Here is a 13564-nt window from a genome sequence, read left to right on the forward strand (position 1 = left end):
CAGTTTGCCCAGTGACATGATGACAAACTCGGTGTCATCCCGGCCTCGAGCCGGGATCCATCTTGAAATCTCGGGATGGACCCCGGCCTTCGCCGGGGTGACAGCCTTTGGGCTTGGATAGGCTGTCGCTAGATTGCTACAGCCAAACCAGCAGCAGCGGCCCGAGCAGCACCAGACCCACCGCCACTGCAAACCTCAGATTTCCCAATTGCCGCAGCGAGGGCACGCTCAGCGCTGTCGACAGCACGAAATAGCCGGCCAAGGCGATCAGCGCGGGGGCAATGCCGCTGGCCGAAAGCGGCGTATTCTCGTTGAGCTGCAGATAGATCATATGCCCGCCGGCAAAGCCGATCAGCGAGGTGATCACCACGGTTACCGCCTTGGCGGTGATGAGGAGAGCGGTGTCGAGCGTATTGCTGGCCAATGCGAGGGCAATGCCAGTTGCCGTGACATGGACGGCCGCCAGCGTCGCAAATACCTGGTTCTGCGCGAGGAGCGGGATCAGTTCGGGCGGTGCGGTCAGCGGCACGGCGCCGACCATGGGCAGGTTCGCGCCATATTGGGCCATCAGATAGATGATATAGAGCATCACCACCGTGGACGCGGCAAACACGAGCAGGACCGCTGCCAGAACCTTGATCAGGTCCATAGTATCTTGAGACACGCCGCCTCCTGGGCTGAATGGGGCAATATTAGTCGAGGCGGCCGATTCTGAAAGCGCTGCGCCGTGGCGTGGGAAAATCCGCCCGGCCGCCGCGCAGTGCCCGCTTGATTGTCATGGGCTTCCTGAAACCGTCCGATAGCTCCGCCGCATCGGCTCGATAATCGAGCTCGGCATAGGGATCGGTGGTGCTGGGGGAAGCGGTCATGGCACTCAAGGCGAAAGCATTGGTCCGGGTCATGCCTGCGTCACATGGCGGCGTCAAGACAAGGACCGCGCATTGCCAGCCCAATCAAATATGACTAAGCCGGTATAAATTTCCAGCCTTTGCCTTTTCGATGAGCCTGAGCCCGATGTTGAAGCGTTTCTATTCCTACTATCGTCCCTATACCGGGCTCTTCGTTCTCGATTTCGGCTGCGCAGTTTTGGCGGGGCTTCTCGAACTCGCCTTTCCGCTTTCGGTCGCCTATGTCATCGATAAGCTGCTGCCGCAGTCCAATTATTCGCTGATTATCGCGGCCTGCGCGGGCCTTCTCGCCATCTATCTCGTCAGTGCTGCGCTCAAAGCCGTGGTCAATTATTTCGGCCATGTGCTCGGCGTGTCGATGGAAACCGACATGCGGCGCCAGGCTTTCGATCATATGCAGAAGCTGAGCTTCCGCTTCTTCGACAATCACAAGACCGGGCACCTGATTACCCATGTGACCAAGGATCTCGAAGATGTGGGCGAGGTCGCGCATCACGGCCCCGAGGACGTGTTCATCGCGATCATGACCTTCATCGGCGCCTTCGCGCTGATGTTCTTCACCAACTGGAAGCTGGCGATGATCGCCATAGCGCTCGTGCCGGTGATGAGCTGGCTCGTGGGCCGCTATGGCTCGAAGATGACGACGAATTGGCAGGAACTTTTCCGCCGCGTCGGCGACTTCAATGTGCGGGTCGAAGATGCCATTGGCGGCATTCGCGTCGTCAAGGCCTTCGCCAATGAAAGCCACGAATCCGGGCTGTTCCAGAGCAATAACCTGGCCTATCGCAAGACCAAGCTCGAAGCCTATGCGATGATGACGGCAAGCCTGCTCATTACCTTCCTCTCGACCCGGCTCGTGCAGCTCGTGATCATGCTCTCGGGCGCCTGGCTCGTGGTGATCGGCGAATTGACCTATGGCGGCTTTGTGAGCTTCCTGCTTCTGGTCGACGTCTTCCTCCGCCCGATCGACAAGATCACCGGCGTGCTGGAAAGCTATCCCAAGGGCATTGCCGGCTTTAAGCGGTTCACCACTCTCATCGATACCGAACCCGACATTGCCGATCGCCCGGACGCGATCGAGGTCGATCGCCTGACCGGGCACATCCGTTATGAGGGCGTGTCATTCGCCTATGATTCCGGCCGCTCGATCCTGCGCGACGTCAATCTTGACATCCCTGCAGGGGAGACCGTGGCGATCGTCGGGCCATCGGGCGCCGGCAAGACGACGCTATGCTCTCTGCTGCCGCGCTTTTATGAACCGACCGCTGGACGCATCACCGTTGATGGAATCGACATCGCCGATATGACGCAGGCCTCGCTTCGCAAGCAGATCGGCGTCGTGCAGCAGGATGTGTTCCTGTTTGGCGGCACGCTACGCGACAACATCGCCTATGGGGATCTGACGGCGACGGACGCCGATATCATCGCAGCGGCAAAACGCGCGCGGCTCGAGGAAATGATCGCCGGCCTGCCGGCTGGGCTTGATACCGTGGTCGGTGAGCGCGGTGTGAAACTGTCCGGTGGGCAAAAGCAACGTGTCGCCATCGCCCGCATCTTCCTCAAGAACCCGCCGATTCTCATTCTCGACGAGGCGACCTCGGCGCTCGATACCGCGACAGAAGCGGCAATCCAGCAGGCGCTGAATGAACTTTCGGCCGGCCGCACGACGCTGATCATCGCACACCGCCTGGCGACAGTCCGCCATGCTCACCGCATCGTTGTGCTGACGGAGAACGGCATCGCCGAACAGGGCGCACACGACGATCTGCTCAGCCGCCGCGGTATCTATTCGCAGCTGCATTCGGCCCAACAGTTGGGACTTGTCGGCTGATGTGGTTGGGGGAGAGTGGTACGCCGGGAGGGGTTCGAACCCTCGACCATTCGATTAAAAGTCGAATGCTCTACCACTGAGCTACCGGCGCACTTGTCGTCACGAACGCCCTGCGGCGTTGGCGCGGAAAATAGCTAGGATGATCCCGGAGTCAACCTCTATTGCGCCGGGTCGTTCCAAGCCTGGGGATGGCGGCTCAGCGCGCCATGCTGACGCCGGCATAGCTGGCAGGCGAACAGGCGATTTCGCGCTGCTCGAGCTTGGCACAAAGATCACGGGCATCCGAGAGCTTGGCGATCGGCCCAAGAACGATGCGCTGCTGGTTGCTGTCGGTCGCATTGGAGAGAAGCGGGGTCAGGTCCACGGTCAGCGAGCCGAGCTGCACTTCGAGATTGCGCCACTGCATCGCTGCCTGGCCGGGCGAGAAGCTCGAACCAACAGCAACGGCGTAGCCAACCTGCGCGCCACTGGCGCTGGCAAGCTGGATGGGCGCCGGAATCGGCTGCTCGAGCGGGGATTGGCGCACGACGACGGTGCCGCCATCGGCCTCGAACTGCTGGGATGGCGTGCCAGTGATCGACGCGGTCGTCACGGTCCGGTCTATCGGCGCGACGGTCGGACGCGATTCCATGATGACGGGCAGGGCGACTTCCAGTGCACCGAGGCGACGCGCGGCTTCTCCGCCGGACTGTTCCTGCAGCGAGAAGCGCGTGGTCAGGGTATCATTCTGGCGGCGCAACTCTGCCGTGGCCGCGCGCAATTCGGCAACTTGCTGGCGGATCTGTACAATCGAAACCGCGTCATTGCGCGGCGAATGCAACGCCAGAAGTGCGCTGCTGGGCAAAAGTGTCGTCAGATTGGCACCCAGAACGGCAAGCCCGGTGCACACAAGCGCAGCGACGCCCCATGCGGTAACATCGGATTGCGTGATATCTTCTGGAATAGTGGCCAATCGTCCGTCCTCGACAGCCCAGCGAATCATGGGCATTACACGGCCTATTAAAGAGAGATTTCGTTATCTAATCGCCAATGACCGCAGCCTTACAATCGTGGCAATTGGTAAACAGAAGACGACGAGGCGGAGTGCCCCGATGACTGACTTGCTTTCCATCATTCTCGCAGCGGGCGAAGGCACGCGCATGAAATCGGCCTTGCCCAAGGTTTTGCATCCTGTGGGCGGCCTCCCGGTGGTGAGCCACGTGTTGCGCACGGCAAAAGCCGCGGGCTCGACCATCGCCGTTGTCGTGGGCCCAAACCACGAGGCTGTGGAAGCAGCGGTGACCCGGTTTGAAGCCAGCGCGCATATTTCCAAGCAAGTTGACCGTCTAGGGACGGGCCATGCCGTGCAGCAGGCAAGAGCGGCTTATGAAGCGGCGCAGGGCCATGTACTCGTGCTTTATGCCGACAATCCGCTGATCACGGGCGAAACGATTGCCAGAATTGTCGAGAAGCTCGATGGCGGCGCCGACATGGTTGTCGTCGGCTTCCGTCCGGAAAACCCGACGGGCTATGGCCGGCTCCTCACCAAGGACGGACAGATCTTCGCCATTCGCGAGCACAAGGACGCGACCGAAGAAGAACGGCAGATTGGCCTCTGCAATTCCGGCATCATGGGATTCCGGGGCGAGGTTCTGCGCTCGGTCATCGACCGGATCGAGAACAAGAATGCCAAGGGCGAATATTACCTGACCGACGCGGTAGAGCTGGCAGCGGGCGACGCTCGCCGCGTCGATTTCATCGAGGCCGATGCCGCGGAATTGGTGGGCGTCGATGACCGCGTGAAACTGGCCGAAGCCGAGGCGACGTTCCAGGAGTTCAAGCGCAACGAAGCCATGGAAAACGGCGTCACCTTGCGCGATCCGAAAAGTGTCTGGTTTTCCTGGGACACCGAGCTTGGCCGCGACGTCACCGTCTTTCCCAATGTCGTTTTTGGTCCAGGCGTCAAAATCGCCGACAATGTCGAAATTCGCGCTTTCTGTGATATCGAAGATGTCGTCATTGGCGAGGGATCAAGCATCGGTCCGTTCGCGCGCATCCGCGGCGGCGCCGAATTGGGACGGGACGTGCACCTCGGCAATTTCGTCGAGGTGAAAAAATCCAAGATCGGCGATGGCACGAAGGCCGGGCATCTCAGCTATCTTGGCGATGCTGAGATCGGGACGAAGACCAATATCGGCGCGGGCACCATTACGTGTAATTATGATGGTGTGAACAAGGACAAGACCATTATCGGCGACAATGCCTTTATCGGGTCCAACGCCTCGCTGGTTGCGCCGGTCACGATCGGCAATGGTGCTTATACCGCATCAGGCAGCGTCATCACCGAAGATGTGCCGGATGACGCGCTGGCCTTTGGCCGCGCGAGCCAAGTGAACAAGCCGGGCTATGCGCCCAAACTGCGCGAAAAGGCGCTGGCCAAAAAAGCGGCCAAGGGGAAATAAGATGTGCGGCATTGTTGGAATCGTCGGTAACGCGCCGGTTGCGGATCGTCTGGTCGATGCCCTGAGGCGGCTGGAATATCGCGGCTATGACAGCGCGGGCGTTGCTACGCTTGAAAGCGGCTTCATCGCTCGCCGTCGCGCCGAGGGCAAGCTTGGCAATCTGGCCACCAAGCTCGGCATGGAGCCGCTTGGCGGGCATATCGGCATCGGCCACACGCGCTGGGCCACGCATGGCGCGCCGACCGAAACGAACGCCCATCCGCATGCCACCGATCGCGTCGCCGTAGTCCACAATGGCATCATAGAGAACTTTCGCGAGCTTCTGGCCGATCTCGCTCAGGACGGCTACCTGCCTCAGACGCAGACGGATACCGAATCTGTCGCTCTCTGGGTCACCCGCGAAGTTGCCAACGGCGCAGACCCTGAACTCGCCGTCGCGCGCACGCTGAAAAAGCTGAAGGGCGCCTTTGCACTCGCCTTCATGTTCAAGGGCGAGACCAATCTGCTGATAGCGGCCCGCCATGGCGCACCGCTGGCCGTCGGCTATGGCACGACCGAAATGTATCTCGGCTCGGACGCCATGGCGCTGGCGCCGTTTACGTCCAAGCTTACCTATCTTGAAGATGGCGATTGGGCCGTGATCACCCCGGCTGGCGTCACTATCCGCGATGGCAAGGACGCCATCGTGCAGCGCGAGCAGATGCTCTCGCAGGCCTCGGCGCTTCTGGTCGACAAGGGCAATCATCGCCACTTCATGGCCAAGGAAATCTACGAGCAGCCGGAGACCATCTCGCACACGCTCAGCCACTATGTGGATATGGGCGCAGAGAAAGTGGCGATCCGCGAAAACCTGCCCTTCGATTTCGCTGATCTTTCTCGGCTAACCATGAGCGCCTGCGGCACGGCTTACTATGCTGGCGCGGTCGCCAAATACTGGTTCGAGCGCTATGCGCGGCTGCCGGTCGATATCGATGTGGCAAGCGAATTCCGCTATCGCGAACCACCGCTCGACAAGAATGGTCTGTCGCTCTTCATTTCCCAGTCGGGCGAAACCGCTGACACGCTGGCCGCTTTGCGCTATTGCGCCAGCCAGGGTCAGCATGTGGCAAGCTTGGTCAACACGCTGGAATCCACCATTGCGCGCGAGTCCGGTGTCGTCTTCCCGATCCTCTGCGGCCCTGAAATCGGCGTTGCCTCGACCAAGGCGCTCACTGCGCAATTGACCTCGCTTGCCAGTCTTGCGATCGCTGCTGGCCGCGCCCGTGGCGTTGTCAGCGCCGAGGAGGAAGCCGAGCTTGTTCGTGCGCTCACGGCGCTGCCATCGGCCGTCTCGACAGCGCTGGGTTCAGAAGGCCAGATCATCGAAATTTCCAAGCGCCTCTCCAAGGCCAAGGACGTGCTTTATCTCGGCCGTGGCCCGATGTTCCCCATCGCCATGGAAGGCGCGCTAAAACTCAAGGAAATCAGCTATATCCACGCTGAAGGCTATGCCGCGGGCGAATTGAAGCACGGGCCGATCGCGCTGGTTGACGAAGCCATGCCCGTGATCGTCGTCGCCCCATCGGACGAGCTGGTCGACAAGACCCTGAGCAATATGCAGGAAGTCGCGGCCCGCGGGGGCAAGATCATCCTGATCACCGATGCCGAAGGCGCCAAGACCGTGGGACATGGCGTCGCCGACATCATCGAAATCCCGCATGTGCACGCCTTTGTCGCGCCGATATTGGCGACGATACCCGTACAGTTGCTGGCCTATCATACTGCCGTGTTCATGGGTACGGACGTGGATCAGCCGAGGAATTTGGCGAAGTCGGTTACGGTGGAGTAGGCAGCACATCATTCCGCCCTTCGTCATTGCCGGGCTCGTCCCGGCAATCCATCTCGCCTCCGCATGGACCACCAGGACAAGGCCGGTGGTGACGATGGAGCTGCGGGTAGGTCGATTTAGCCCGCCCTTATCAGCGGAATCGCTAGATCCTTCCTGAACAAATAAAGCAGTGTGCGCGCCGCCTCGCCCTCGTCACCAGTCAGCGCGGGGTTGCGCTGCATGAGCGCCTTCGCGTCGTCGTGCGCGAACTCCAAAAGGTGGCGGTGCACGTCGGGGACGGCGAGGCGGTAGCCGGGCATGCCGGATTGGCGAGTGCCCAAAATATCGCCCTGGCCACGAAGTTCGAGATCGCGTTCGGCGATTTCAAAACCGTCCTCGGTGGATTTGATCGTTTCGAGACGCGCTTTCGCAGTTTCGCTGACCGGGTCTTTGTAGAGTAAAAGGCACGCTGAGCGCTGGGAGCCGCGACCGACGCGGCCGCGAAGCTGGTGGAGCTGGGCGAGGCCGAAGCGCTCCGCATGCTCGATGATCATGATCGTAGCATTGGGCACGTCGACGCCGACTTCGATGACGGTGGTGGCGACTAGTAGCTTGATTTCGTTGGCCTTGAAGCGGGCCATGACCTCCTGCTTGGCGGCGCCGGACATGCGGCCATGGACGAGAGCGACGTCGAGGCCGAAGATTTTTTGCAGTTCAGCAAAACGGTCCTCGGCTGAAACGACCTCGAGGGTTTCGCTTTCTTCGACCAGTGGGCAGACCCAATAGGCTTGGGCGCCTTCGGCTAGGCGCGACTGCAGACGAGAGATGACCCGGTCATAATCGCCGATCGAGAGAACGGCGGTGTCGATCGGTTGGCGGCCGCGCGGTTTTTCGCGGAGGACGCTGACGGCCATGTCGCCAAAATGGGTGAGGACGAGCGTGCGCGGGATGGGCGTTGCGGTCATGACGAGTAGGTCGGTGTGCCGGCCTTTTTCAGAGAGCGCCAGGCGTTGGTGGACGCCGAAACGGTGTTGTTCGTCGACGACGGTCAGGCCTAAGTCCTTGAATTCGACGCCGGATTGAAAGAGGGCGTGGGTGCCGACAGCGATGGTGGTCGAGCCATCGGCGAGGCCGGCGAGGATGGCGCGGCGCTCGCCGGCGGGCATTTTGCCGGTGAGGAGCGCGCAACCGAGGCCGGCCGCGTCGCAGATCGGTTTGATGGTCCTAAAGTGTTGGGAGGCCAGCAATTCCGTCGGTGCCATCAGCGCGGATTGGGCGCCGGATTCGGCCATCGCAGCCATCGCCATCAGGGCGACGACGGTCTTGCCGGAGCCGACATCGCCCTGTAAAAGCCGGGACATGCGCTCGGGCGAGGCGAGGTCGGCGCGGATTTCTTCGATGGCCTGGTTTTGCCCTTCAGTCAGCGAAAACGGTAACGCTTGGGCAACCTTTGACGTAACCTTTCCCGTAAATCGGCGCGCGACGCCGGCTTCCGACACCATCGACGAGCGAAGAAGCTGGAGCGTGATCTGACCGGCGAGATATTCGTCATAGGCGAGGCGTTGCCGGGCAGGGGCCCAGAGTTCGGCTTCACCCGGATTTTCCGGCAGATGCACCATGCGCATGGCTTCGGCAAAGGTCGGCCACTTGCGTTGCGCAAGGGTGGTGTCGTCGATCCATTCGGGTAATGGAGGGACGGCCTCTACTGCCTGGCGCACGAGCTTGGCGAGGGCTTTTGAGCTCAGGCCATTGGTGAGCGGATAGACGGGCTCAACGAGCGGCAGAGTGGCGAATTTTTCTGCCTCGACGACGTAGTCCGGATGCGTGATCTGCTTTTCGCCGTTGAAGAAATCGATCTTGCCCGAGACATAGCGCTCCTCGCCGACCGGCAGCGCCTTTTCGACCCAGCCGCCTTGGGCCCGGAAGAAGACGAGGCTGATATCGCCGCTCTCATCATGGGCGAAGACCCGATGCGGAATGTGCTCGCGTCCGCGCGGCGGGGGCTGGTGGCGGTCAATGTGGAGTTTGAGCGTGACGATCTGGTTGAGATAGGCCTCGGCAATGCCGACCTGCCGACGCCGATCGACAACGCCGGACGGCATATGCATCAGGATGTCGAGGACGATGGCTTCTTGGCCATCGGGCGCGCCGAAAAACCGCGTCAGCAGCGCGCCGAGTTTGTCCCCGACACCCTTGATGGCGTGGAGTGAGCGGAACAGCGGTTGAAGAGTTTCTGGGCGCGACACGAGTGATTCTCCTGCCCGAAACGTCGCACAAAAGAACAGGAGAAGAACAGAGCGGAACCGGTTGCGTTCAGGCGGGTTGCGGAAGACCAGGAGAAAAAGCCATGAGCAAGACCATCATCACCGCCGCCCTGTTGGCCAGCCTGATGGCTGGCGCCAGTTTCGCGCAGGAAAAGGCGCCGCTGGTTGAATTGACCGACCCCAATGCCTCGATCGCCGTTCTCGGCCTGACGGTCGATCAGACGGTCGGCAAGGAAGTCTATGACAGCGAGGGCAAGCTGCTCGGAACGGTCGGCAAGGTTTTGGGTGACGATGCCGATACCCCGATGGCTGTGACTGTCGGCGGCGGCGGCAGGATCGTCGTGCTGGAACTGGCGAGCGCTGAACTGATCAACAATCGCATCGTCACCCAGCTCAGTGGCGAAGAATATGAGGGGCTTCCGCCGTTTGAGGAATAGGCGTCCTGGCGCTGTGGCAGAGGGTGACAAGCCTTTTCAACCCGCGTAAGAGACATGTCCAAATCGGGAACAAACTTGCATCATGGTGTCTCAAATGACGGCCGGTGAGGACATTGCTATTCGTCGCAAGCGCTTGCGCTATCGCGCCTGGCATCGGGGCACCAAAGAGATGGATCTGGTGCTCGGGCCATTTTGCGATGCCAATATCGAGGGCTTCGACACAGCAACGCTCGACCGGCTCGAAGCGCTGATGAACGAGGAAGACCCGCCGCTGCTCAAATGGGTGATGCGGCAGGAAGAGCCGCCGGAGCATGTCGATCGTGATTTCCTTGACCGGGTGATCGCCGACCATCAGGCACGGATCGAAAAATGAACGAGATGACTGGTCTTCCCTCCGTGCGGACGATGTCCAACGTGCCCGATGGCATGCAGCCGATGGTTCTGGCCAAGCTGGTGGAAGACCGGCTCAAAGTCGCGCCGGACGATGCCGCGAGCCTCGTTTTCGTCGCGCGCGATGGACGTCGCCTGCAGCGCATGGCGGAGGTTCTGGGTGCCATGCTGCCCGGCCACACCATACTGACGCTGCCCGCCTGGGACTGCCTGCCCTATGATCGCGTCTCGCCCAATAACGTAACCATCGCTGCACGCATGAGCACGCTGGCGACGCTCACCAGTGGCGCCAAGGGCGTTGTGGTGCTGACGGCGGTCAATGCGCTGATTCAGAAGCTCCCGCCGCGCGATGTAGTCGAGAGCATGTCGTTTTCGGCTGCGGTCGGTCGTATCGTGGACAGCGAAAAGCTGATCGCCTGGGCCGCCAACAATGGCTATTTGCGCGTGCCGACGGTGCGCGAGAGCGGTGAATTCGCGGTGCGGGGTGGGCTGGTCGATCTCTATCCGGCGAGCGCTGCAGCGCCGCTGCGATTCGACTTTTTCGGTAGCCAGCTCGAATCGATCCGCACCTTCGATCCCGATACCCAGCGCACCACAGGCACGCTGAAGCGCATCGATCTGACGCCGATGAGCGAAGTCATCCTCAATGAGGAGACCATCCGGCGCTTCCGGCAGAATTACACAGCGACCTTTGGCGGCAACACCGTCGACGACACGCTCTATGCCTCGGTCAGCGGCGGCTCGCGCTATTCAGGCACCGAACACTGGCTGCCGTTTTTCTACGATCACATGGATCGGTTGGCCGACTATGTCGGCGATGCGCCCTTCGTGTTCGACGATCAGGTTGGTGAAGCCTTTGCCGAGCGCGCGACGCAAATCCGCGATTATTATGATGCGCGCGAAGCGGCCCGCCTGGCGCCGCCAGTAGCGGGGGCAGGGGCGCCCTATAAGCCCATCAAACCAGAGCTTCTTTATGATCTCGATATGGCGCCGCAGGCTTTGGCCGGCGCCACGGTCATTCAGCTTTCGCCGTTTCTGTCGCCCAACACCAAGAAGGGCGACGATGCCGGCGGCCATATTGCGCCGACCTTTGCCGCCGAACGCCTCGCCTCGGACATCAACCTCTTTCAGGCAGTCGTCGATCGGCTGATGGCTGAACGCCGCGCCGGTCGCCGCGTGATCATTGCCTGCTGGAGCGCAGGCACGCGCGATCGCATGGGGCAGGTTCTCAAGGACCATGGCTTGACTAATCCGCGCATGGCGGAAAACTGGCGCGATGCCGAAACGACCAGCGCGGCGACCACCTCGCTCGTCGTGCTGCCGCTCGAAACCGGCTTCGAGACGCTCGACCTGCTTGTGCTGTCCGAGCAGGATATCTTAGGCGAACGTATTCTCCGCCCGCAGCGCAAGAAGAAGGCTTCCGACGCACTGACCGAGGCGGCGTCTCTGTCAGCAGGCGATCTCGTCGTCCATGTCGATCATGGTATCGGCCGCTTCCTTGGCCTCAAGGTCATCGAGGCAGGGGGCGCACCGCATGAATGCGTCGAACTGCAATATGCCGGCGAGACAAAGCTTTATCTGCCGGTCGAAAACATCGAGCTGCTGACCCGTTATGGGTCGGACGATGCCTCGGTCACGCTCGACAAGCTCGGCGGCGTCGCCTGGCAGGCCAAGAAGGGCAAGCTCAAGAAGCGCATTCGCGAAATGGCGGAGCAACTCATCAAGCTCGCTGCACAGCGCCTGCTCACCAAGGCGGATGTTATCGACATCAACGCCGGCGCCTATGACGAATTTGCCTCCCGCTTCCCCTATGAGGAAACGGAAGACCAGCTTACGGCCATCAAGGCGGTTTTCGACGATATCACCACGGGCAAGGTCATGGATCGCCTTGTCTGCGGCGACGTCGGTTTCGGCAAGACCGAAGTCGCGCTGCGCGCGGCCTTTGCCGTTGCCCTATCAGGCAAGCAAGTGGCGGTTGTCGTGCCGACGACCCTTCTGGCGCGCCAGCACTTCAAGACCTTCTCCGAGCGCTTCCAGGGCCTGCCAGTTCGCGTGCGCCATGCCTCGCGCATGGTTAGTGCCAATGAACTCAAGGCCACCAAGGAAGGCCTCGCCGATGGTCAGGTCGACATCGTCGTCGGCACCCATGCGCTTCTGTCCAAGACCATCAAGTTCAAAGACCTGGGCATGCTCATCATCGACGAAGAGCAGCACTTTGGCGTGTCGCACAAGGAACGCCTCAAGGAGCTCAAGGCCAATGTGCATGTGCTGACGCTGACGGCAACGCCGATTCCGCGCACGCTGCAACTCGCGCTCACCGGTGTGCGCGATCTTAGCCTTCTCGCGACGCCGCCAGTCGATCGCCTCACCATCCGCACCTTCATCTCGCCATTCGATCCGCTCTCGATCCGCGAGGCGCTGCTGCGCGAAAAGTATCGCGGCGGGCAGAGTTTCTACGTCGTGCCGCGGATCAAGGATCAGCCCGATATTGCGGAATTCCTGCGCCAGCAGGTGCCCGAAGTCAGCTTCGTCACCGCCAATGGCCAGATGCCGCCGGGCGAACTCGACGACATCATGAATGCCTTTTACGACGGCAAGTTCGACGTCCTCTTGGCAACGACCATCGTCGAATCCGGGCTCGATATTCCCAATGCCAATACGCTGATCGTGCATCGCGCCGACAACTTTGGCCTGGCGCAGCTCTATCAGATCCGCGGCCGCGTCGGTCGCGGCAAGCAGCGCGCCTATGCGCTGTTCACCGTGCCGCCGGACAAGAAGCTCACCGACACGGCCGAGCGCCGCCTGGGCGTGCTGCAATCGCTCGAAAGCCTCGGCGCAGGCTTCCAGCTCGCGAGCCACGATCTCGATATTCGCGGTGCGGGTAATCTCCTCGGCGACGAACAGTCGGGCCATATCCGCGAGGTCGGTTACGAGCTCTACCAATCCATGCTGGAAGAGGCTGTTGCCGCGCTTAAGAATGGCGAGGAAGAATACGAGGATCGCAACGAGTGGAGCCCGGCGATTTCGCTCGGCATGCCGGTGATGATCCCCGAACACTATGTGCCCGACCTGACCCTGCGTATGCAGCTTTATCGCAAGCTCGGCGATCTCACCGACATTCGCGATATCGATGCGGCAGGTGCCGAACTCATCGATCGATTCGGGCCGCTTCCTGAGGAAGTGGAGGCGCTGCTCAAGGTCATTCTGGTGAAGTCGCTTTGTCGCCTCGCCAATGTCGAGAAGGTCGATGCCGGCCCCAAGGGCGCGGTGCTGACTTTGCGCAACAACGAGTTTCCCAATCCGGTGGCACTGGTCAAAATGGTCAGCGACCCCGCCAATCAGGTTCGCATCAAGCCCGATCAGAAGCTGGTCTTTGCGCGCAATTGGCCGACACCGGAGCAGCGTCTCAAGGGCACAGCAGCAATCCTCTCGAAAATGTCGAAGATGGCGGAGGCGAGCGCCTGAGGCCAATGCGGTCCCCGGCGC

General features: G+C 61.1%; 10 protein-coding genes and 1 tRNA gene. 6 read left to right on the top strand and 5 right to left on the bottom strand.

Going from position 1 to position 13564, the window contains the following annotated elements; translation table 11 throughout:
• Positions 1-136: 136 nt before the first annotated feature.
• Together ASE94_RS09600 and ASE94_RS09605 are read right to left on the bottom strand one after the other, a co-directional pair.
• On the bottom strand, positions 137-664 hold the full coding sequence (locus ASE94_RS09600; protein WP_156352094.1) for a hypothetical protein: 528 nt from the start codon (positions 662-664) through the stop codon (positions 137-139).
• 28 nt (positions 665-692) lie between these two features.
• Entirely contained in the window at positions 693-902 is a 210-nt protein-coding gene (locus ASE94_RS09605; RefSeq protein WP_062630227.1) for a hypothetical protein, read from the bottom strand.
• Between the two features lie 112 nt (positions 903-1014).
• Between ASE94_RS09605 and ASE94_RS09610 the strand changes: the two genes are divergently transcribed.
• Positions 1015-2739, top strand: a complete 1725-nt coding sequence (locus ASE94_RS09610) for an ABC transporter ATP-binding protein (protein ID WP_062630228.1) — start codon at positions 1015-1017, stop codon at positions 2737-2739.
• Positions 2740-2755: 16 nt separating this feature from the next.
• Here the strand turns inward: ASE94_RS09610 and ASE94_RS09615 are convergent.
• Together ASE94_RS09615 and ASE94_RS09620 are read right to left on the bottom strand one after the other, a co-directional pair.
• Positions 2756-2830 (bottom strand) — tRNA-Lys (locus tag ASE94_RS09615).
• 105 nt (positions 2831-2935) lie between these two features.
• Positions 2936-3727, bottom strand: a complete 792-nt coding sequence (locus ASE94_RS09620) for a hypothetical protein (protein ID WP_062630229.1) — start codon at positions 3725-3727, stop codon at positions 2936-2938.
• Between the two features lie 103 nt (positions 3728-3830).
• Between ASE94_RS09620 and glmU the strand changes: the two genes are divergently transcribed.
• Together glmU and glmS are read left to right on the top strand one after the other, a co-directional pair.
• On the top strand, positions 3831-5180 hold the full coding sequence (glmU, locus tag ASE94_RS09625) for a bifunctional UDP-N-acetylglucosamine diphosphorylase/glucosamine-1-phosphate N-acetyltransferase GlmU (protein ID WP_062630230.1): 1350 nt from the start codon (positions 3831-3833) through the stop codon (positions 5178-5180).
• A 1-nt stretch (position 5181) separates the two neighbouring features.
• A complete protein-coding gene (gene glmS / locus ASE94_RS09630; RefSeq protein WP_062630231.1) occupies positions 5182-7008 on the top strand; it encodes a glutamine--fructose-6-phosphate transaminase (isomerizing) in 1827 nt (608 codons plus the stop codon).
• A 116-nt stretch (positions 7009-7124) separates the two neighbouring features.
• Here the strand turns inward: glmS and recG are convergent, their stop codons facing one another.
• Positions 7125-9233: an ATP-dependent DNA helicase RecG gene (gene recG, locus ASE94_RS09635; protein WP_062630232.1), complete on the bottom strand. Its 2109-nt coding sequence runs from the start codon at positions 9231-9233 to the stop codon at positions 7125-7127.
• A 101-nt stretch (positions 9234-9334) separates the two neighbouring features.
• Here recG and ASE94_RS09640 point away from each other — a divergent pair, with 101 nt between their 5' ends.
• The 3 genes from ASE94_RS09640 (at position 9335) to mfd (ending at position 13543) form a co-directional block, all read left to right on the top strand.
• On the top strand, positions 9335-9688 hold the full coding sequence (locus tag ASE94_RS09640; protein WP_062630233.1) for a PRC-barrel domain-containing protein: 354 nt from the start codon (positions 9335-9337) through the stop codon (positions 9686-9688).
• Positions 9689-9782: 94 nt separating this feature from the next.
• Positions 9783-10061 carry a succinate dehydrogenase assembly factor 2 gene (locus tag ASE94_RS09645; protein ID WP_062630234.1) on the top strand — a complete coding sequence of 93 codons (279 nt, stop codon included), beginning with the start codon at positions 9783-9785 and terminating at the stop codon, positions 10059-10061.
• Positions 10058-13543, top strand: a complete 3486-nt coding sequence (gene mfd, locus ASE94_RS09650; RefSeq protein ID WP_062630235.1) for a transcription-repair coupling factor — start codon at positions 10058-10060, stop codon at positions 13541-13543. Before ASE94_RS09645 ends, mfd begins: the two co-directional genes overlap by 4 nt.
• The last annotated feature ends 21 nt before the right edge of the window (positions 13544-13564 follow it).

Origin of the sequence: Devosia sp. Leaf64 (assembly GCF_001421945.1) — a bacterium.
Lineage (GTDB): Bacteria > Pseudomonadota > Alphaproteobacteria > Rhizobiales > Devosiaceae > Devosia.

Excerpts from the sequence above, each read along its gene's own strand:
- ASE94_RS09605 (WP_062630227.1), bottom strand. The coding sequence starts at position 902 with ATGACCCGGACCAATGCTTTCGCCTTGAGTGCCATGACCGCTTCCCCC.
- ASE94_RS09610 (WP_062630228.1), top strand. The coding sequence starts at position 1,015 with ATGTTGAAGCGTTTCTATTCCTACTATCGTCCCTATACCGGGCTCTTC.
- ASE94_RS09620 (WP_062630229.1), bottom strand. The coding sequence starts at position 3,727 with ATGCCCATGATTCGCTGGGCTGTCGAGGACGGACGATTGGCCACTATT.
- glmU (WP_062630230.1), top strand. The coding sequence starts at position 3,831 with ATGACTGACTTGCTTTCCATCATTCTCGCAGCGGGCGAAGGCACGCGC.
- glmS (WP_062630231.1), top strand. The coding sequence starts at position 5,182 with ATGTGCGGCATTGTTGGAATCGTCGGTAACGCGCCGGTTGCGGATCGT.
- ASE94_RS09640 (WP_062630233.1), top strand. The coding sequence starts at position 9,335 with ATGAGCAAGACCATCATCACCGCCGCCCTGTTGGCCAGCCTGATGGCT.
- ASE94_RS09645 (WP_062630234.1), top strand. The coding sequence starts at position 9,783 with ATGACGGCCGGTGAGGACATTGCTATTCGTCGCAAGCGCTTGCGCTAT.
- mfd (WP_062630235.1), top strand. The coding sequence starts at position 10,058 with ATGAACGAGATGACTGGTCTTCCCTCCGTGCGGACGATGTCCAACGTG.